This window comes from Azospirillum sp. UFLA03-27, from assembly GCF_059803775.1.
In genome coordinates, this window is the sequence record NZ_JAUQTX010000032.1 from 1 (window position 1) to 19,138 (window position 19,138).

Below are 19,138 nucleotides of genomic sequence, written 5' to 3' on the forward strand. Positions count from 1 at the left end.
GCGTATAATCGTCGGCAGCGTCAGATGTGTATAAGAGACAGCGCCCGGACCGCCCAGCCAGAGGCGGAAGGCCCCCGACACCGCCGCCGCCGCCGCCCCGGCCAGAGCGCCGCCGAACGGACCGGCCAGCCCGACCATCACGTTGCGCGCGTCGATGAACAGGCCGGGCGCCACCCGCACCGGATCGGCCATGCCCAGCACCGCCACCCCGCCGAACATCAGGCCCAGGAGGGCATTGGCCAGCGGCGCCGGCCAGCCGGCGGCACGGCTGCGGATCTGCAGGAAGACGACCGCCACGACCGCGAACAGCCCGATGTTCTGCGCCAGCCCGAGCAGCAGTTCACTGGAAAGCATGGTCATCACAACCCCCTGGCGGTCCCGTTTCGCATTTTGCCTGTGCGGCGAGAGACGGATTCGCATCGTGCGACGCATTCCCGGCATACGGGCGGATGCCGCTCCGTTTCGGTCCGCCTGTCGTTTCCGGTCACGCAAAGGACGTGCCGCGTCGGAGGTGGTCGTCCATCCTGGGCAGCCCGACAGAGGCAACCTGTTCGGGATCACCATACGGGGTAGCGGAGCGACGGCACGGCGGGGCGGGAAAGGTCCCGCGTTCCGCACCGCGCCACGCCCTTCGGGGCACCCCTTCCACACCGGCAATCGTCGCAAATGCCATAGGCCTGTGACGTTCCGGGGATTTCCGCCGGGCGGTCCGGCCCGGCGGCCGCATGACCGGGTTAGTACCGAATTCCGGCGGGGCAAAAGGGCCTTCAATCCCGTTGGCGAAGCGGGATGCCGGCGGTACCGCGCCGGTGTCGCCCGAAGACCGCGCTCTCGCCCGAAGGGGTCCTCCTTTGGGATTCACGCCATGGAAAGCATCGGCAGGACGGCCATCGGGCCGGGGGGACGCGGACCGGAGGCGGTGACGGGAGAAGGTTTATGCAGCACGCCGTTGCCGGGGCCCCGCGGTTGTCCGTGGTGGTTCCCTGCTACAACGAGGCCGAGGGAATCGGCGAATTGCACCGCCGGGTGACCGCGGCCTGCCGCGCCGAGGTCGGGGAGGGCTATGAGCTGATCCTGGTGGATGACGGATCGCGCGACGGCACCTGGAGCCGCATCGCCACTCTGGTGCACGACGATCCGGCGGTGACGGGGGTGCGGCTGTCGCGAAACCATGGCCACCAGCTCGCCCTGACCGCCGGACTCCACGTCTGCCGGGGCGAACGCATCCTGATCATCGACGCCGACCTGCAGGACCCGCCGGAGTTGCTCACCACCATGATGGCCCGCATGGACGCCGGGGCCGACGTGGTCTACGGCACCCGCATGGCCCGCGACGGCGAGACGTGGTTCAAGAAGGGCACGGCGGCGCTGTTCTACCGCCTGCTCGACCGGCTGGTCGACATCGAGATCCCCAAGGACACCGGCGACTTCCGTCTGATGAGCCGCCGCGCCCTGGAGGTACTGAACGCCATGCCGGAGCAGCACCGCTTCATCCGCGGCATGGTGAGCTGGATCGGGCTGAAGCAGGAGCCGCTGCCCTACGACCGGCAGGCCCGCGCCGTCGGCGAGACCAAGTACCCGCTGGGCAAGATGATCCGCTTCGCGGTGGACGCCATCACCAGCTTCTCCATCAAGCCGCTGCGCGCCGCCTCCTACGTCGGCTTCTTCTTCGCGCTGTGCGCCGTGCTGGCGCTGGGCTACGCGCTGGTGAGCTGGGCCCAGCACGCGACGGTTCCCGGCTGGACCAGCGTGATGGTCGTCTCGCTGGTGCTGGGCAGCACCCAGCTTTTGATCCTAGGCGTCCTGGGCGAGTATCTGGGGCGGCTCTACATGGAGACGAAACAGCGGCCGCTGTTCGTGGTGGACCGTATCGCCCGCCATCCGGACGCCATGGCCGCCCAGGTCGCCGCCCAAGCCGCCGCCCAGACCGCGGCCGCCGAAGCCGGCGTGCAGGCCGCGCCGGACCCCGTCGTGGTGCATCTGGGGACCGGCATCGCCGCCGCCGCCGGAGCCTTCTCCCGCATCGAGGCCAAGAGCGGGGCCAATAGTTGAGCGGCACGGAAGGCCGGGGACGGGCCGTTCCCTGGACGGCCATCCGCTTCGCCCTGGTCGGCCTGCTGAACACCGGGGTGGATTTCGCGCTGTTCCTGGCGCTGGTGTCGCTGGCCGGGGCGCCCGTTCTGGCCGCCAACGCCGTGGGCTACGGCGCCGGGGTGCTGTGCAGCTTCCTGCTGAACCGCAGCTGGACCTTCCGCCTGCGCCGCGAGGCGGCGCCCATGGCCCGCCGCCTGCCGCTGTTCCTCGCCTTCAACCTCGTCGGGCTGGCGCTGTCCACGCTGGTGGTCGGTCTGCTGGTCCCCGCCGTTCCGCCGCTGGTCGCCAAGATCGCGGCGACCGCCGTCACCTTCGCCTGGAACTACTGGTCCAGCCGGCGCTTCGTCTTCACAGCACCAGCCGCCAATCCCCTCGTCTGACTCCAAGCCACCGGTTGCCCTGCCGGAGGGCGCGAGCGCTTTGCCGCAACGGCGAACCTTGACCGCCGGGCGGCCTACCCCAATCTATGACGGAGCGGCGCCGATCCTCCCCTTTCGGGCCGCCAGCCAGCCGGGCGCCGGAAACGGGCCCAATGTGCAACTCGCTCGCCTCTCGAGGAGGATGCGCCGTGACGACACGTCTTTCGCTCTTCAACAGTCCGCTGCTCCTGGGCTTCGACCAGTTCGAGCGCACGCTGGACCGCATCGCCAAGAATTCCGCGGAAGGCTATCCGCCCTACAACATCGAACAGATCGGGGACGAGGGCCTGCGCATCACGCTGGCCGTGGCCGGCTTCACCTCCGAGGACCTGTCGGTCCAGATCGAGGACAACCAGCTCGTCATCCGCGGCCGCCAGACCGACGACCGCTCGCGCATCTACCTGCACCGTGGCATCGCCGCCCGGCAGTTCCAGCGCAGCTTCGTGCTGGCGGAGGGGATCGAGGTGGTCGGCGCCTCGCTCGACAACGGCCTGCTCAACATCGACCTCAAGCGGCCCTTGCCGGAACCGAAGGTCCGCACCATCAAGATCGAGCAGCCCGCCCAGGCCGCCAGCGGCACCGCCGGACCGCAGACCATCGACGTCGCCCCCGACCGCGGCGACGCCTGACCGGTTTCGGCGCCAACAAGCGCGACTGCCCGCCGCCCACACCTCATCGACCGATTCGTCCAAAGGACTGCGTCATGAACAGCTTCGACACCGACAAGGCCGCGGCCTTCCTGCGCCAACTGTCGCCCCAGGACTTCGCCACCTTCGGGCTGGACCATGTGGCCTATGTCCGGCCGGTGACCGTCGACGACGCCCCGGCCTTCTCCGTCCACGCCGCCGACGGCACGCCGCTGACGGTGCTGGCCGAGCGCGACGTGGCCTTCGCCACCGTCCGCCAGAACGACATGGAGCCGCTGAGCGTCCATTGACGCCCGGGGCGTCCCGCTGATGACGCCCGGAGGTTTCGCCGAAACCTCTCCGGCCGAAAAACCCCACGGAAGGTTGCGAAAGGGCCGGTCCACCGCGGACCGGCCCTTTTCGTTTCTGTACGTCCGGTGCTATGACATTGCTCCGGGACGCCCCCTTCAACCCTTGCCTGCCCCCCTCAACCCGCTATCCTTGTGGGGGACCGCGAAAGTGGCCAAGCGGGCGGATGGGCGCCGGCTTGCGGGGAGATGGCATTGAGCGACGGGGCAGACACCAGCGAGGCTGTGGCGGAGGTTGCGGGGGACAAGTCGGCACGTCCCCAGGGCGGAGGCCGGCGCAGGCAGTGGGAGGACGAGGCCCGCGACGCGCTGCACATCATGCCGCTGTCGGCCATCCCGCTGGAAACGCCGGGTCTTCAGCACGCCCGGCTGATCAAGAACGTGCGGTTGCAGACCGTCGTCGAGATGTTCCACGACGTCCAGACCGGCAGCGGGCAGGTCTCGCCGCGCCACCTCACCGCCTATTTCGAATCCTACAAGGAGGAGGTGGAGCGCGACCTCGTCAAGATCGAGAAGATCGCCGCTGCCTCCAGCTTCGACGTCTACACCTCCCGCATCGAGCTGCGGCGGATGAACATCGATGTCAACAGCATCGAGTCGCTGACCCTGTCCGACCGCAAGAAGGAGGAGCTGACCAACTACATGCGCGTCTTCACGCGCCCGCTGGTCGAGTATGTCTACGGGTCCGAGGACATGCAGGTCCAGGACGTGAAGGACATCATCGGCATGTTCTCCAACCCCAACCGGGACGAGGCGCTGCGCAACCTGCGCATGATGGCCGACCGGCTGGACATCGAGCTGGGGGAGATCCCCCAATTCCTCGAGGAGTACGGAGACATCTTCCTGTCGCTGGCCTATTTCAAGAAATGCCTGGACGACATCGTCCCGGAGATCCAGCGCTTCCTTTCCTGGATGGCCGAGATCCGCAGCTCGACCGAGGTCAAGCGCGACGCCCGGCAGATGCGCATGCTCGACGAGATCAGCCGAGACCTGACCGACATCTCCACCTCGATCACCGGGCGGTTCGAGAGCTTCGACAACCGGTCCAAGGACTTCTGGCGCGACATCAACGCCGAGACCTTCCATTCCATCCGCGAGCTGATCGCCTCCCACCACGTCACCATCGGCGGCGTGCTGTGCGGTCTGGCGGTGAAGATGGACCTGTGGAAGGCCCGCTTCGCCCGCGGCGGCGGCGGCCCGAACCGGCGCATGGAGTTCGTGAAGTCGGAAATCCTGCCCGGCCTGTCCCACATCAAGTCGCTGGAACAGTCCGCCCGCTCCGCCAGCGCGTGAGGAGCCCTCCACGGCACGGCTCCGGTCGCCCGGAACGGCGGTTCACTCCGTCAGGGGCACCCTGGCGGTCACCGTCCCCCCGTCCGGCACCGCCAGGGCGAAGGCGTCGAAGGCCGGCGGGCCGAAGGCGCTGCCCGTCGCCCCGCCGCTGAAGCCGTAGGGCTCGCCCGGCATACCCAGCAGGTTTGTGGTGAGCACCGAGTCGCCGTTCCTATCCTGAAACACAGCAACTCCGTAGCGCCCCGCCGGCAGCTTGGCGAAAACCGCCGTCACCTCCGTCCCCGACGCCTCCAGGATTTGCCCGGCGAAACGCCGCTCCGCTTTGTAGGCATCGGCGCCGTCATACAAAGCGATCCACAGTTTGCCCTGTTGGGGCTTGACGTTGCCGATGGTTGCGCGAAGCTCCCCCGCGCAGACTCCCGCCGCGGCGAGGGTCAGCGTCATCGCGCCGACCAACCCCAATCCGACCCGACATGCGCCTCCCATTTCCTGTCCCTTTCCTTCGCCGTGGGGGAACCATCGCCTTTCCAACCCGGTCCCTTCCATGCCTGAAGGAGCGGTCGGCGGGCCACCGCCGCTGCGGGACCGGCGGGATGCGGCTTCGCGAAACGCCGGAAACGGCGTTTCACGATGCGTGAAACGGAGGCTCCCGCGGCGGGGCAGCCCCGCACGCCCTACCACCGCCGGCTGCTGGGCCGGCGCCTGCCCGTGCTGCTGGCCGCCGCGCTGGTGCTGACCCTGCTGGGTCCGTTCGGCACCTTCGCGGATCTGACGCTGGCGCAGCGGCTGGCTTACTGGTGCGGGCTGATCGGGCTGGGCGGTCTCGCCTTCGAGCTTCTGACCCTGGCCGCCGGCCATCGGCTGAGGGAGCGGGCGGGGGCGTGGCGCGCCATGCTGGCCGGGGTGATCCTGGCGGTGGCGGCGCTGATGACGCTGACCGTGGCGCTGCTTGAAAGGACGTTGCGCGGGATGGATTTTTTGCGCCCGCTGGGGTTGGCGGAGCTGTTCGTCTACGTCGTCCTCGTCACCCTGCTGGTGTCCGCCATTCCGGTCTGGCTGGAGTTGCGCGACCGCGGGCTTCTCGCCGGCCCCACGCCGCCGCCATCCGCGCCCGTCCCGGGCAACGCACCGGCATCCCCGGCGGAGCGGCCGGAGCCCACCTTCCTCGCCCGCCTGCCCGCGCGGCTCGGCCGGGACCTTCTGGCGCTGGAGATGGAGGACCATTACGTCCGCGTCCACACGGCGGAGGGCAGCGACCTGATCCTGATGCGGCTGCGCGACGCCATCGCGGAGCTGGCCGGGCTTGAGGGGATGCAGGTCCACCGCTCCCACTGGGTCGCCGCCGCGGCCGTCGCCGGGGTGGAGCGCAAGCCGGACGGCAAGCTGGTGCTGGTTCTGCGCAACGGCCGTCGCGTGCCGGTCAGCCGCAGTTACGCGGCGGCGGTCCGCGAGGCGGGCTGGACGGAGAAGACGGGTCCGTAACCAGCGCCCCCTCAACGCACACGAAGACCCTGTGAAAACCCGAACAGAGGCGGACACCCCACGCAATAACGGGTTCTTTCTCTATCACCATTGGGCGGCCATTACCGTTGAATTCTTGTTAGGTCATTCAAAGTGCCGACACCCTAAGGCTTTCATTCAATAATTCACTTCAACACGCCGTCGCGATGGCATACCATAGAAATCACAGGCACTTTCCTATCAAGGGCATCGAAAACAATAAGGCAATCCAGGCGATAAGAACGCCAAATTTACGCCTACGCCGTGAAGTCTTTCAGTCTTCATTGAGTTGTCAGAGAGCGATCTCACCGCTTCCCCTCGCGTAGCCGGGCATTCCCCTCCTCCCTCGTCGCTCGCCTCCCGCCGCAGAACCGGGTTCGGGACCGCCGACCCGCGTCGCCGTTCCACCCAAACCTTGCGGGTCCCATGACGTACCGCCCCGACATCGACGGCCTTCGCGCGGTATCGATCCTTTCGGTTCTGCTGTTCCATGCGAAGTTTTCCCTGTTCAGCGGCGGATACGTCGGCGTCGATGTGTTCTTCGTGATTTCCGGTTACCTCATCGGCTCGATCGTTCTGAACGACGCGCAGCGCGGCCGCTTTTCCCTCACCGACTTTTATGTCCGCCGCATCCGCCGCATCCTTCCCGCCCTGTTCGCGGCGCTGGCGGTCACCGCGGTGCTCGCCCTGTTTTTGCTGTCGCCCCAGGAGTTGAAGAGTTTTTCCCAGAACCTCGCGGCGACCACGCTGTTCTCGTCCAACATCGTCTATTATCTGAAGTCCAGTTACTTTGAGAACGCGGCGGAGATGAACCCACTTCTCCACACCTGGTCGCTGGGGGTGGAGCAGCAATTCTACATCGTCTTCCCACTCGCCGTGCTGGCCCTGCTCCCGTACGGGCGTTCGGTGTGGGTCGCCGTCCTGCTGGCGGCGGCGGCGGCGTCCTTCGCCTTGGGCATATCGCTGGTCCGGGATCATCCGGTGGCGGCCTTCTACCTGCTGCCGCCCCGGCTGTGGGAGTTGGTGTTGGGCGCCCTTCTCGCCTTCGGCGCCGTTCCGGACATCCGCGGCCGCGCGGTGCGGGAGTTGGCCTGCATGGTCGGTGCCGCCCTGATCCTCGTCAGCGTGTTCGCCCTATCCGAGGCCACGGCCTTTCCAGGCTACGCCGCGCTGCTGCCTTGCCTGGGCGCAGCGCTGATCATCCATGCGGGGCGGCTCGACGATGGTCGGGAGAGTGCTGACGCTGCGCCCCATGGTCTTCATCGGCCTGATCTCCTACTCCATGTACATCTGGCATTGGCCGCTGATGGTCTTCGCGCGGTTCTACAAGGGGCGGGACCTGACCACCAAGGAGACGCTGGTCCTTCTCGCGGCCATCGCCGCGGTGTCCGTGCTGTCCTGGCGGCTGATCGAAATTCCCTTCCGCAAACCCAGGGCAAATCTCGGGACGGAGTCGGGACGCCGGCCGTCCAAGGTCTTCGCCCGGACCGGCTGGGTCATGGCGGGGTTGGCGGGGGTCGGGCTGCTCGGCCATCTGTCCAACGGGCTGCCGCAGCGCTTCACCGACTACACGCCGCAGGACATCTCAGGGCGGGAACTCTACAAGGAACACACCTGCTTCCTCGAAACCGACCAGTCCCCCGAGGCGTGGCCGGGCGTGGAGAACTGCCGGATCGGCCCCCTGAAGGCGGAGGCGCCCACCGCCCTGCTGTGGGGGGATTCCTTCGCGGCCCATTATGTGCCGGGGCTCCAGACCGTCGCCGACACCCTGCCCTACAACATCGTCCAGTACACGGCGTCGGGCTGCCCGCCCATCAGGGATCTGTCCGTCAACGCCCGCCCGAACTGCCAGGACTTCAACAGCCGCGTCGACGAGATCATCGACCGCAACGGCATCCGCACCGTTATCATGGCGGCGCGGTGGGAATGGTACATGGACACGAACGCCCTCGATCTCCGCCGCCTGCACGCGACCGTGGAGGCCCTGCTGAACCGGGGCATCCGCATCGTGGTGCTGGGGCAGAGCCCGGTGTTCCGCTTCCGCAACCCCTACGACCACACCTACTTCATGAAGTCGGATCGGGCCTATTCGATCACCGGCCGAGCCGCCGACCAGCCGGTCATCGCCGCGACGCAAGGCGCGCAGTTCGTCGACACCTCTGACTATTTCTGCGACCCCGACCCCTGCAAGGCCCACCCGCTCTGCCGGATCAGGGACGACCAGGGCTTCTACTTCCTGGACCAGGGCCATTTCTCGACCCGTGGCAGCACCCTGATCGTGCAGAGCATCCAGGAGAGCCTGCGCAGCCCCGACCCGTCTTACGGGGAGTGATACCCCACCGGAACGCCGCGAGGCGGGAAGGCGTGGCCGCCCCCCGCCCCGGCGGCCATCGCTACTTCGCCAGATTGCGCAGGACGAAGTTCAGCACGCCGCCGTTCCGGTAATACTCGACCTCGTCCACCGTATCGATGCGCAGCAGCAGCGGCACCTGCCGGGTCTGGCCATCGGCGCGGGTGATGGTCATCGTCACGTCCTTGCGCGGGCGCAGGTCCTGCTCGATGCCGTCGATGTCGAAGGTCTCGGTGCCGTCCAGCGCCAGATCGTTGCGGGTCAGCCCGTCCTTGAACTGCAACGGCAGGATGCCCATCCCGACGAGGTTGGAGCGGTGGATGCGCTCGAAGCTCTCGGCGATCACGGCGCGGATGCCCAGCAGCTTGGTGCCCTTGGCCGCCCAGTCGCGGCTGGAGCCGGTGCCGTACTCCTTGCCGGCGATCACCACCAGCGGCACGCCCTCCTGGGCGTAGCGCATCGCCGCGGTGTAGATCGGCAACTGCTCGCCCGAGGGGTAGTGCCGGGTCTCGCCGCCCTCCACGCCCGCCAGCATCTCGTTGCGGATGCGGATGTTGGCGAAGGTGCCGCGCATCATCACCTCGTGGTTGCCGCGCCGCGCGCCGTAGGAGTTGAAGTCCTGTGGGCGCACCTGATGGCTCAACAGATACTCGCCGGCCGGGCTGGTCTTCTTGATAGAGCCGGCGGGCGAGATGTGGTCGGTGGTGATGCTGTCGCCCAGAACGGCCAGCGCGCGGGCGCCCCGCACGTCGCTCACCGCGTCGGGGGTCTTCGGCATGTCGGCGAAGAAGGGCGGCAGCTTCACGTAGGTGCTGCCCGCCTGCCACTCGTAGGTCTGGCCCTCGGCGGTCCGGATGCCGCGCCACTGCTCCGGCCCCTCGAACACGTTGCCGTAGCGGCTGCGGAACATCTCCGCCGACAGCGAGGCGTCGATGGCGTCCTGGACCTCCTGGTTGGTCGGCCAGACGTCCTTCAGATAGACGGGCTGGCCGTCATGGCCGGTGCCGATGGGGTCCTTGGCCAAGTCGATCTTCATGTTGCCGGCCAGCGCGTAGGCGACGCACAGCGGCGGCGAGGCCAGATAGTTCGCCCGCGTGTGCGGGTTCACCCGGCCTTCGAAGTTGCGGTTGCCCGACAGCACCGCGGCGACCACGAGGTTGCCCTCCTCCACCGCCGCGGCGATGGGGTCGGGCAGCGGGCCGCTGTTGCCGATGCAGGTGGTGCAGCCGTAGCCGACGATGTTGAAGCCGAGCTGGTCGAGGTAGGGCTGGAGGCCGGCCTTGGCCAGATAGTCGGTGACCACCTGCGATCCCGGCGCCAGCGAGGTCTTGACCCAGGGTTTGGACTTCAGCCCCTTCTCCACCGCCTTGCGGGCGAGCAGGCCGGCGGCCACCAGCACCGCCGGGTTGGAGGTGTTGGTGCAGGAGGTGATGGCGGCGATCACCACCGCCCCCTGGTCGAGGCTGTAGCCGCAGCCCTGGACGGGGACGGAGCGGTCGGCGTCCTCCGCCTTGAAGGTGCCGACCAGATCGCCGCTGAAGCTCTGCGCCGCCTGGGACAGCGGCACGCGGTCCTGCGGGCGCTTCGGGCCGGCCAGCGACGGCTCGACCGTCGTCATGTCCAGCTCCAGCGTGTCGGTGAAGACGGGGTCCGGGGTGCCGGCGTCGCGCCACATGCCCTGGGCGCGGGCGTAGGCCTCGACCATCGCCACGCGGTCGGCGTCGCGGCCGGTGAAGGTCAGGTAGCGGATGGTCTCCGCGTCGATCGGGAAGATGCCGCAGGTGGCGCCGTATTCCGGGGCCATGTTGCCGATGGTGGCGCGGTCGGCCAGCGTCAGGTGGTCCAGACCGGACCCGTAGAACTCCACGAACTTGCCGACCACGCCCTTCTTGCGCAGCATCTGGGTGACGGTCAGCACGAGGTCGGTGGCCGTCGTGCCCTCCTTCAGCCGCCCGGTCAGCTTGAAGCCGACAACCTCGGGAATCAGCATGGAGATGGGCTGGCCGAGCATGGCCGCCTCCGCCTCGATGCCGCCGACGCCCCAGCCGAGCACGCCCAGCCCGTTCACCATGGTGGTGTGGCTGTCGGTGCCGACCAGCGTGTCGGGGTAGGCGACCAGCTTGCCCGCCGGGTCGGTGTCGGTCCACACGCCCTGCGCCAGATACTCGACGTTCACCTGATGACAGATGCCGGTGCCCGGCGGCACGACGCGGAAATTGTCGAAGGCTTTCTGGCCCCAGCGCAGGAAGGCGTAGCGCTCCAGGTTGCGCTCGAACTCCAGCTCGACGTTCTTCTCGAAGGCGGACGGGTTGCCGAAGTAATCGACCATCACCGAGTGGTCGATGACCAGATCGACCGGGACCAGCGGGTTGATCTTCTTGGGATCGCCGCCCAGCGCGGCCATCGCCTCGCGCATCGCGGCGAGATCGCAGACCGCCGGCACGCCGGTGAAGTCCTGCATCAGCACGCGCGCCGGGCGATAGGCGATCTCACGGTCGGACCGCTTGTCGTGAAGCCACTGGGCCACCGCTTTGACGTCGTCGGTGGACACGGTGCGCCCATCCTCGAAGCGCAGGAGATTCTCCAGCAGCACCTTCATGGAATAGGGCAGCCGGGAGAGGTCGCCCAGCCCGGCGTCCTCCGCAGCCTTGATGCTGAAATAATCGTAGCTCTTGCCCCCGACGGACAGGGAACGGCGGGTTTTCAGCGAGTCCTGACCGGTGAACGTCGTCACGGCACCCCTCCTTCGCGTTATTGGCGGACCGGCCGGGCGGCGGCCATGGTTTCCGCATGTCTCAACCGCCTGATTTAGTGCCGGTCCCGCCCCCCTTCAAACGGCGCCTTGCAAAGGGCAGGCAAGCGGAAGCGTGGGGGCTGCGCTCTCTTCGTGCGAAACGGGGCCGGTCCGTACTAGAATCGCGCAAAACGACAACCAAGCGAATGGGCGGAACGGCCCGGCGCGCGACGGGTGGAGGAAACGGAATGGCATGGCGCGCCCCAGCTTTGGCGGCCGTGGCCCTGGCGATGGCGGTGCTGTGCGCCCCGGCCAAGGCCACTTCGGAGTCGCCGCAAGGGGCGCAGTTCTTCCCCCACCTTGTCTACCGCAGCGGCCCCTACGCGCCCTACGGCATCCCGCTGGCCGACGGGGTGGCCGATTATCTGACGCTGGTCAACCGGCGCGATGGCGGCATCGGCGGGGTGCCCATCGCCTGGGAAGAGTGCGACACCGGCTACAACACCGACCGCGGGGTGGACTGCTACGAGCGGCTGAAGGCCAAGGGGCCGACCGGCGCCGCCGCCGTCCTGCCGCTGTCCACCGGCATCACCTACGCCTTGATCGAACGCGGGGCCGCCGACCATATCCCGGTCTTCTCCTCCGGCTACGGGCGGGCGGACGTGTCGGACGGGCGGGTCTTCCCCTACGCGGTCAACGCCCCGGCCAGCTATTGGACGGGCATCGACGCCGCGATCAGCCACATCGCAGCGGAGCTGGGCGCCACGGAGCTGGGCGGGACGGAGCGGCTGCGCGGGCGGAGAATCGCCTACGTCTATCACGACAGCGCCTTCGGCAAGGAGCCGCTGCCCATGCTGGAGGCGCTGCGCGGCCGGCTCGGCTTCGAGATGCGCAGCTTCCCCGTCGCCCCGCCCGGGCTGGACCAGCGCGCCGTCTGGACACAGATCGCCCGCCACTACCGGCCCGATTACGTGATCCTGTGGGGCTGGGGCGTGCAGAACTCCACCGCCCTGCGCGAGGCCGCCGCCGCCGGCTATCCGGCCGACCGCATGATCGGCGTCTGGTGGGCCGGGTCGGAGCTGGACGTCCGGCCGGTCGGTGCGGCGGCGGTCGGATACAAGGCGGTGGCCTTCCACGCCGCCGGGGCGGACCTGCCGGTGATCCGCGCCATCCGCGAGCAGGTCCACGCCCACGGGCTGGGAACCGGCGATCCCGGCCAGATCGGCACGGTGCTCTACAACCGCGGGGTCTTCAACGCCGCCGTCCTGGTCGAGGCCATCCGCACCGCGCAGGGCAAATACGGGCGCCGGCCGCTGACCGGGGCGCAGGTCGCCTGGGGCTTCGATCATCTGGACCTGACCGCCGAACGGCTGGCCGATCTGGGGCTGGACGGCTTCATGCAGCCGCTGCGCATCACCTGCGCCGACCATGAGGGGATCGTGCCGCTGCATGTGCAGCAGTGGGACGGGGAGCGCTGGCTGGACGTCTCCGGCCCCATCGAGCCGCGCCGCGCCCTGATCCGCAAACTGGTGGCGGAGTCGGCCCGGCGTTTCGCGGCGGAGCGCAAGATCGAGCCACGCGCCTGCGATTAGGAAATCGTCAGGTCGGGCGCATCGCCACGTAGCGGCAGAAACGCAACCCGCTGCCCAGCACGCGCAGCCGCGACCACCACAGCGCCAGCTCGCGGGCCAGCGCCTTGAGCACGCGGGGCTCGGGGGCGGCGGTCTTCAACGCCTCGCCCAGCCGACGCACCCGCTCCACGGCCTGACGACGGTGGAACTGGGTCAGATCCTCGGAAATGCGCAGGTCCAGGTTGCGCTGTGTCAGCTCATCAGCCATGCGGGTGCCCGACCAGGGATAGACCTCCAGCGGCTCGGAGTCGCGCCAGCCGTTCCAGCTTTCCCAGGAGGACGGCGTGCCCTCGATCACATAGTCGAACAGCAGCACGCCGCCCTTCGGCTTCACGCAGTCGCAGACGCGGTCGAGGAAATTCTCCTTGTCGCGCACCCGGTGCATCACCCGGTCGGCCAGCACGAGGTCGAAGGAGCCCGCCTGGTTGAAATGCTCGGGGTCGTAATGGCCGATCGGCGCCTTCTTCGACACACCCAGCGCCTTGGACCGCTCCATCCCCAGCTTCGCCAGCAGGGGCGACATCTCCAGCCCGGTTACCCAGGTGTCGTAGCTGTCGACGATACCGCGCGCTGGCCCGCCCAGCCCCGCCGAGAGATCCAGCACGCTCTTGGCCGGGTTCAGCCCGAAGGAGCGGACGGATTCGACCATCCATTGCGCGTCACCGGGACCGACGCAGTCCTGCCCCCACAGCATCTGCGCCCCTTCCGTGCGGGCGACCGACCAGACCGGTTCGCCCTGACGGTCCAGTTGCAGATTCTCCAGCCGTTCCAGGTCGGCATCGGGCCGCGGCGCCTCGGGCGGCAGGGCGGCAGCCGGCACGGCGGAACCCAGCGCCGCCACCGGGCCGCGCAGGGGCAGGCGGGAGGCGGGGGCGGTGCGGGCCAGCCGGGACAGGGCGGCGAGGTCGTAGCCTTCCCACCAGGCGACGAATTTCGTCCGCCAGTCGGGATTGCGCCAGCGCTCCCTATCCTGAAAATTGTGCCGCATCCGGCGCTGCGTTTCCAAAATTGCTGCCCCACGAAGGACGGCCACCGCCGGCATCAACGGATACCGCACAATATAGAGGTAGACCTCAACAGTCGGGGAGTCAAGTAACCAGCACGAACAGTTGGAGAGGACTTGCATGAACTGTCGCGAAAATTTTATCTAACTGTGAAATATTTCCGCAACACCCACCTCTTGCGGTCCCGAAGGCGGCGCGCGGCACGGTGGCCGAAGCGCGCCGCGTTGCAGCATCGCGGCGCAATGCCTATAGTTCCGCCCCAGCACCCCGCAGCCTGTCCCCACACCGCTCAAGGAGCACCGGCGTGCCACACAAGACCGGCAATCCCTGGACCGTCCTGACGACCAAGCCGATCTACGAGAATCCGTGGATGCGGGTGGTGGAGCACGACGTGCTGACCCCGCTCGGCACCCCCGGCATCTACGGCGTCATGCACGCCCAGAATCTGGCGACCGGGGTGCTTCCCATCGACGACCAGGGCCGCGTCACGCTGGTCGGCCAGTACCGCTTCCCCTTGGAGCAGTACAGTTGGGAAATCCCGGAGGGCGGCGGCAAGAAGGGCGTCGAACCGGTGGAGTCGGCCAAGCGGGAGCTGCTGGAGGAGACCGGCCAGAGCGCCCGCCACTGGCTGCCGATCCTGACCATGCATCTGTCCAACAGCATCACCGACGAGACCGCCCATTGCTTTCTCGCCTGGGGGATCGAGCAGGGGCAGGCCGAACCGGAGGAGACCGAGGTCCTGCAACTGCGCCACGTCCCCTTCGCGGAGGCCTACGCCATGGTCAAGCGCGGGGAGATCACCGACGCCATCGCGGTGGCCTGCCTACTGAGGGTCCGCCTGATGGCGCTCGACGGCGACCTGCCCGAGGACGTCACCCGCCTGATCCTGGGCTGAGGGGCGAAGAGATCATGCAGGCCGTCGCCATCGACTTCGAAACCGCCAACGAATCGCGGACCAGCGCCTGCTCCATCGGCGTCGCCTGGATTGAGGACGGGCGCGTGGTGGAGACCGAGGAGCATCTGATCCGCCCGCGGGAGATGCGCTTCAACCCCTTCAACACCGCTGTCCACGGCCTGCGGGCGGAGGATGTCGCCGGCGCGCCGGAGTTTCCCGAGGTCTGGCACCGCTTCGCCCGCCGGCTGGATGGCCGGCTGGTGCTGGCCCACAACGCCTCCTTCGACATCAGCGTGCTGCGCCACACGCTGGACGATTACGGGCTGGTGTGGCCGGCCTGCAGCTACCTCTGCACGGTGGTGCTGGCGCGCCGGGCGTGGCCGCAACTGGCCGCGCACAAGCTGAATTATCTGGCCGACCATCTGGGGATTGCGCTCGACCACCACCGCGCCGGCAGCGACGCCGAGGCCTGCGGGCGCATCGCGCTCGCCGCCACCAGCGTTCTGGGGCTGGAGCGGCTGGCCGACATCGCCGCGGCCACCGGCATCACGTTCGGGCAGCTGGCGCCGGGCGGCTACAGCCCCTGCAAGGGCGGCAACCCGCCGCGGCGGCGCAAGCTGGTGCCGGTGGTTTAGAGGGAAGCGTGTGGGGCAAGTGCTTCACACGCCACTCCGCTCCGGAAACAGCCCTGCCAATCCTTCCGCGCTTGCCGGACACACGCCGCGCTCGGTCACCAGACCGGTCACCAGACGGGCCGGGGTCACGTCGAAGCCGTAATTGACCGCCGGGCTGCCGGCTGGGGTGACGCGGATGGTTTCGATCCGCCCGTCGGCGGTGATGCCGGTCAGCTCGGTCACCTCGCGGGAGTCGCGCTCCTCGATGGGGATCTCCTTCACCCCGTCCGCCATCCCCCAGTCGATGGTCGGCGAGGGCAGCGCGACGTAGAAGGGCACGCCGTTGTCGTGGGCGGCCAGAGCCTTGAGGTAGGTGCCGATCTTGTTGCAGACATCGCCGGTCGCCGTGGTGCGGTCGGTGCCGACGATGCACAGATCCACCATGCCGTGCTGCATCAGATGGCCGCCGGTGTTGTCCACCACCACCGTGTGGGGCACGCCGTGGCGGTTCAGCTCCCAGGCGGTCAGGCTGGCGCCCTGGTTGCGCGGGCGCGTCTCGTCCACCCAGACATGCAGGCGGATGCCCTCCTCGAAAGCGACATAGACCGGGGCGAGCGCGGTGCCCCAATCGACGGTGGCGAGCCAGCCGGCGTTGCAGTGGGTCAGCACGTTCACCGCCTCGCCCGGGCCCTTGCGGCGGGCGGCCTCGCGGATCAAAGCGGCGCCGTGCTCGCCGATGGCGCGGTTGATGGCAACATCCTCGTCGCAGACCGCGGCGGCTTCGGCGTAGGCGGCCTCGGCGCGGGCGGCGGGCGGCAGCGGAGCCAGACGGGCGCGCATCCGCTCCAGCGCCCAGCGCAGGTTGACCGCGGTCGGGCGGGTGGCGAGCAGCCGCGCGCCGGCTTGCTCCAGCGCGGCATCGGACGGGTCGGCCCGCATGGCCAGCGCGACGCCGTAGGCGGCGGTCGCCCCGATCAGCGGCGCCCCGCGCACCAGCATGGCGCGAATGGCGTGGGCGGCTTCCTCCAGGTTGGTCAGCCGCGCGACGGCGAAATCATGCGGCATCCGCGTCTGGTCGATGATCTCCACAGACCAGCCGTCCTGCGCCAGCCAGATGGTGCGGTAGGCCGTGCCGTCGATCTTCATACGCCATACTCCCCGCGCTCGATGCTGCTTCGGCCTTTCGGCCCGGCGCGACAATAGGGGGTGGCGCGGCGCGGTTCAACGGGCGTACCCAGGGAACAGGAGCCTGCAAAAAAGTGTTGGTCCGCCACGAAAGCCACGACCATCGATGCTCAACGGCCTCTCCCCCATGCCCCTGCGCGCCCTGCGATCCAAAGGTTCCCCTCTGCTCTACCGGATGCCGGGGTCGGCGCTGGTCCTGATGGTCTGCGCGGTGGCGCTGCTGCTGACGCTCGGGCTGTCGGCCAGCTTCGCGTTGCGCGACCGGGCAGCGGCCCTGCAGCACGCCCAGGACACCGCCGGCAACGCGAGCCTGCTGGTCGCGGAGCACGCGGCCCGGCTGGTGGAGACCAGCGACCTGATCCTGAAGCAGGCGGTCCAGTTCGCCGGACCGGCGGACGCCCCGCTGCCCAGCGACCGGGCGGGCTGGGAGCGCTACGCGGCGCTGGTGCGGGGCACGCCCTATCTGGTGTCGATCTGGCTGTTCGACGCCGAGGGGAACGCCGTCCTGACCACCCGCCGCTTTCCCACCCCGGCGATGAACGTCGCCGACCGCGACTATTTCGTGGCCCAGCGGGCCGGCGGCAGCGAGGCGGGCGGCCATCTCTTCATCACCGCACTGGACAACAGCCGCTACAGCCAGGAGCCGCTGATCCTCCTCTCGCGCCCGCTGGCCGCCGCACCGGGGCAATTCCGCGGCGTGGCCCTGGTCGCCGTCTCGCCGCGCTACGTCCGCGACATCTACAAGAGCTTCGACTTCGACTACGCCCGCTCCATCACCCTGCGCCGGGCCGACGGCAGGGTGCTGCTGCACGAGACCCAGGGGCCGGACGCCACCGACAGCGCGTTGGCGGAGGCCGCCGGGGAGCCGGAAATCTCCGCGCTGCGCCGGGTGGACAGTGTACCCGTGACCGCCGAGGTGGCCATCCCGGTGAGCAGCGTCATGGATCGCTGGCACGGGCAGCTCTGGACCTACATCTCCTACGCGCTGGCGGCCTTGGCCGCCGTGGCGGTGATCGGCGGGATGGCCCTTCAGCGCGCCCGGCGGGAGCGGCAGGCGGAGAACGCGCTCCAGCACGCCTACGACACGCTGGAGGAACGGGTCCTGCAGCGCACGGCGGAGCTGGCGCAGACCAACGCCCAGCTCGAAACGGTGGTGACCGACAAGGAGGTTTTGCTGAAGGAGGTTCAGCACCGGGTGAAGAACAACCTTCAGGTCATCTGCAGCCTGTTGCGCCTTCAGGCCGCCCGCATCGACGAGCCGGCCCGCCGCGCCTTCGACGAGAGCCTGCGCCGCATCCAGTGCATGAGCCTGATGCAGGAGCTTCTCTACCGCTCCGAGCAGCCGGCGCGCATCGACTTCGCCGACTATCTGCGCCAGCTCTGCGACGGGCTGGTCCGCTCGACCAACCCGACCGGGGCGCGGCTGACGGTGAACGCCCCCCAGCCCTGGAGCCTCGACGTTGATCAGGCCACCCCGCTCGCCCTGATCGCCAGCGAGCTGGTGTCGAACGCGCTGCTCCACGCCTTCCCCCTCGGCCATCCCGGCACGGTGAGCGTGGAGCTGCTGCCGGAGGGGAGCGAGGGCATGCGGATGGTGGTGCGCGACGACGGCACCGGCCTGCCGCCCGATCCGTCCGCCGCGCAAAGCCGCGCGACCGACAAGCGCCAGAGCGGGCTGGGGCTGGTTCTGGTCCGGGCGCTGGCCCAGCAGGCCGGGGCGGCGGTGACCATCGACCGCCAGCCGGACGGCGGACCGGGCACCCGCTTCATCGTGTCGGTGCCGACCCTCGCCAAGACGCAGACGAAAGCCGCCTGAAAGGGGTCAGCCTGAAGTGGGCCGCCCGAGGAGCCGTCAGGGCCGCGGCGGCTCCAGGCGCAGATAGACCATGGCGGAAGCGAGCGCGCTGGCGTAGGCGTCCACCCCGGCGCGCGGCGGCAGGTCGAGATCGCGCAGGATGCTGTCCAGCCGCAGATCGACCGCGTATTTGCCGGGCGCCTTGGCCTTGCGGCCGTAATACAGGCTGGACACCTCGATGCGCTGGTTCGGCAGCGCCATGCCGACCATCGGCTGCACCAACCGGTCGAGAAGCCCCACGGTGAAATCCAAGTAGTACCCGACCAGCGGCCGGTTGCCGATGAAGGCCAGCAGGCGGGACAGCGCGGGCTCCGCCGGTTCGGTGGGCCAGAAGGACAGGATCAGGCGCTGGCTGGTCAGGACGCGGCCGCCGCGGATGCGCAGCGCCGCGACGCCGCGCAGATCGGCCGTGGCCGCATCGAAGGAGGTGGCCTCGCAATGGATCGCCACCCGCTCCCCGGTCTCCTCCCCGGACAGCAGCAGGGCTCGATCGGGATGTTCGGGCATCGCCGGAACGGACGGCGCTCCCCCGTTGGCCACCACGCTGGCAATGGTCTCGGTCGGCATGCC

General features: G+C 68.8%; 17 protein-coding genes and 1 pseudogene. 12 read left to right on the forward strand and 6 right to left on the reverse strand.

What is annotated here, in order from left to right; genetic code table 11:
* Positions 1 to 360 (reverse strand): LytS/YhcK type 5TM receptor domain-containing protein (locus tag Q4I23_RS07295; protein ID WP_498525754.1); only part of this gene is annotated, 360 nt, incomplete at its 3' end.
* A gap of 576 nt (positions 361 to 936) precedes the next feature.
* On the opposite strand from Q4I23_RS07295, the gene Q4I23_RS07300 reads away from it, so the two are divergent.
* From Q4I23_RS07300 to Q4I23_RS07320, 5 genes are all read left to right on the forward strand, one after another.
* Positions 937 to 2,052 (forward strand): glycosyltransferase family 2 protein, encoded by a 1,116-nt coding sequence (locus Q4I23_RS07300; RefSeq protein WP_498525755.1) that lies wholly within the window; start codon positions 937 to 939, stop codon positions 2,050 to 2,052.
* Positions 2,049 to 2,474 (forward strand): GtrA family protein, encoded by a 426-nt coding sequence (locus tag Q4I23_RS07305; RefSeq protein WP_454020452.1) that lies wholly within the window; start codon positions 2,049 to 2,051, stop codon positions 2,472 to 2,474. Before Q4I23_RS07300 ends, Q4I23_RS07305 begins: the two co-directional genes overlap by 4 nt.
* Positions 2,475 to 2,662: 188 nt before the next feature.
* Positions 2,663 to 3,142 (forward strand): Hsp20 family protein, encoded by a 480-nt coding sequence (locus Q4I23_RS07310; protein WP_014239222.1) that lies wholly within the window; start codon positions 2,663 to 2,665, stop codon positions 3,140 to 3,142.
* 74 nt (positions 3,143 to 3,216) lie between these two features.
* Positions 3,217 to 3,450 (forward strand): DUF1150 family protein, encoded by a 234-nt coding sequence (locus Q4I23_RS07315; RefSeq protein WP_014239221.1) that lies wholly within the window; start codon positions 3,217 to 3,219, stop codon positions 3,448 to 3,450.
* Positions 3,451 to 3,702: 252 nt separating this feature from the next.
* Complete coding sequence (locus tag Q4I23_RS07320) at positions 3,703 to 4,800, forward strand: hypothetical protein (protein ID WP_454020451.1); 1,098 nt, start codon at positions 3,703 to 3,705, stop codon at positions 4,798 to 4,800.
* Positions 4,801 to 4,842: 42 nt separating this feature from the next.
* On the opposite strand, the gene Q4I23_RS07325 is transcribed toward Q4I23_RS07320, so the two are convergent.
* The gene (locus tag Q4I23_RS07325; protein WP_498525756.1) at positions 4,843 to 5,244 is read right to left on the reverse strand and encodes a DUF2141 domain-containing protein; all 402 of its coding nucleotides are present in this window, start codon (positions 5,242 to 5,244) and stop codon (positions 4,843 to 4,845) included.
* Between the two features lie 186 nt (positions 5,245 to 5,430).
* Between Q4I23_RS07325 and Q4I23_RS07330 the strand changes: the two genes are divergently transcribed.
* The 3 genes and pseudogenes from Q4I23_RS07330 (at position 5,431) to Q4I23_RS07340 (ending at position 8,632) form a co-directional block, all read left to right on the forward strand.
* Positions 5,431 to 6,282, forward strand: a complete 852-nt coding sequence (locus tag Q4I23_RS07330) for a LytTR family DNA-binding domain-containing protein (protein WP_498525757.1) — start codon at positions 5,431 to 5,433, stop codon at positions 6,280 to 6,282.
* A 444-nt stretch (positions 6,283 to 6,726) separates the two neighbouring features.
* A pseudogene (locus Q4I23_RS07335) lies at positions 6,727 to 7,455 on the forward strand (acyltransferase family protein); the annotation flags it as partial.
* A gap of 67 nt (positions 7,456 to 7,522) precedes the next feature.
* A complete protein-coding gene (locus tag Q4I23_RS07340) occupies positions 7,523 to 8,632 on the forward strand; it encodes an acyltransferase family protein (RefSeq protein ID WP_498525758.1) in 1,110 nt (369 codons plus the stop codon).
* Positions 8,633 to 8,693: 61 nt separating this feature from the next.
* Here the strand turns inward: Q4I23_RS07340 and acnA are convergent, their stop codons facing one another.
* Positions 8,694 to 11,384, reverse strand: a complete 2,691-nt coding sequence (acnA, locus tag Q4I23_RS07345; protein ID WP_498525759.1) for an aconitate hydratase AcnA — start codon at positions 11,382 to 11,384, stop codon at positions 8,694 to 8,696.
* 248 nt (positions 11,385 to 11,632) lie between these two features.
* Between acnA and Q4I23_RS07350 the strand changes: the two genes are divergently transcribed.
* The gene (locus Q4I23_RS07350; protein ID WP_498525760.1) at positions 11,633 to 12,976 is read left to right on the forward strand and encodes an ABC transporter substrate-binding protein; all 1,344 of its coding nucleotides are present in this window, start codon (positions 11,633 to 11,635) and stop codon (positions 12,974 to 12,976) included.
* Between the two features lie 7 nt (positions 12,977 to 12,983).
* On the opposite strand, the gene Q4I23_RS07355 is transcribed toward Q4I23_RS07350, so the two are convergent.
* Complete coding sequence (locus Q4I23_RS07355; protein ID WP_454020445.1) at positions 12,984 to 14,003, reverse strand: class I SAM-dependent methyltransferase; 1,020 nt, start codon at positions 14,001 to 14,003, stop codon at positions 12,984 to 12,986.
* 320 nt (positions 14,004 to 14,323) lie between these two features.
* Between Q4I23_RS07355 and Q4I23_RS07360 the strand changes: the two genes are divergently transcribed.
* Entirely contained in the window at positions 14,324 to 14,914 is a 591-nt protein-coding gene (locus Q4I23_RS07360; RefSeq protein WP_454020444.1) for an NUDIX domain-containing protein, read from the forward strand.
* Positions 14,915 to 14,928: 14 nt separating this feature from the next.
* A complete protein-coding gene (locus tag Q4I23_RS07365; protein ID WP_237904388.1) occupies positions 14,929 to 15,549 on the forward strand; it encodes a 3'-5' exonuclease in 621 nt (206 codons plus the stop codon).
* 24 nt (positions 15,550 to 15,573) lie between these two features.
* On the opposite strand, the gene mtnA is transcribed toward Q4I23_RS07365, so the two are convergent.
* On the reverse strand, positions 15,574 to 16,674 hold the full coding sequence (mtnA, locus tag Q4I23_RS07370; protein ID WP_498525761.1) for an S-methyl-5-thioribose-1-phosphate isomerase: 1,101 nt from the start codon (positions 16,672 to 16,674) through the stop codon (positions 15,574 to 15,576).
* A gap of 166 nt (positions 16,675 to 16,840) precedes the next feature.
* On the opposite strand from mtnA, the gene Q4I23_RS07375 reads away from it, so the two are divergent.
* Positions 16,841 to 18,529, forward strand: coding sequence for a sensor histidine kinase (locus tag Q4I23_RS07375; RefSeq protein WP_498525762.1), 1,689 nt, complete (start codon positions 16,841 to 16,843; stop codon positions 18,527 to 18,529).
* A gap of 36 nt (positions 18,530 to 18,565) precedes the next feature.
* Here the strand turns inward: Q4I23_RS07375 and Q4I23_RS07380 are convergent, their stop codons facing one another.
* Positions 18,566 to 19,135 carry a 3'-5' exonuclease family protein gene (locus Q4I23_RS07380; protein ID WP_498525763.1) on the reverse strand — a complete coding sequence of 190 codons (570 nt, stop codon included), beginning with the start codon at positions 19,133 to 19,135 and terminating at the stop codon, positions 18,566 to 18,568.
* Positions 19,136 to 19,138: the final 3 nt, after the last annotated feature.

What these genes read in the sequence shown, in the direction of transcription:
- Q4I23_RS07325 (WP_498525756.1), bottom strand. Translation starts at nt 5,244, where the DNA reads ATGACGCTGACCCTCGCCGCGGCGGGAGTCTGCGCGGGGGAGCTTCGC.
- Q4I23_RS07355 (WP_454020445.1), bottom strand. Translation starts at nt 14,003, where the DNA reads ATGCGGCACAATTTTCAGGATAGGGAGCGCTGGCGCAATCCCGACTGG.
- Q4I23_RS07350 (WP_498525760.1), top strand. Translation starts at nt 11,633, where the DNA reads ATGGCATGGCGCGCCCCAGCTTTGGCGGCCGTGGCCCTGGCGATGGCG.
- Q4I23_RS07300 (WP_498525755.1), top strand. Translation starts at nt 937, where the DNA reads ATGCAGCACGCCGTTGCCGGGGCCCCGCGGTTGTCCGTGGTGGTTCCC.
- Q4I23_RS07315 (WP_014239221.1), top strand. Translation starts at nt 3,217, where the DNA reads ATGAACAGCTTCGACACCGACAAGGCCGCGGCCTTCCTGCGCCAACTG.
- Q4I23_RS07340 (WP_498525758.1), top strand. Translation starts at nt 7,523, where the DNA reads ATGGTCGGGAGAGTGCTGACGCTGCGCCCCATGGTCTTCATCGGCCTG.
- Q4I23_RS07330 (WP_498525757.1), top strand. Translation starts at nt 5,431, where the DNA reads ATGCGTGAAACGGAGGCTCCCGCGGCGGGGCAGCCCCGCACGCCCTAC.
- Q4I23_RS07380 (WP_498525763.1), bottom strand. Translation starts at nt 19,135, where the DNA reads ATGCCGACCGAGACCATTGCCAGCGTGGTGGCCAACGGGGGAGCGCCG.
- Q4I23_RS07365 (WP_237904388.1), top strand. Translation starts at nt 14,929, where the DNA reads ATGCAGGCCGTCGCCATCGACTTCGAAACCGCCAACGAATCGCGGACC.
- mtnA (WP_498525761.1), bottom strand. Translation starts at nt 16,674, where the DNA reads ATGAAGATCGACGGCACGGCCTACCGCACCATCTGGCTGGCGCAGGAC.
- Q4I23_RS07375 (WP_498525762.1), top strand. Translation starts at nt 16,841, where the DNA reads ATGCCCCTGCGCGCCCTGCGATCCAAAGGTTCCCCTCTGCTCTACCGG.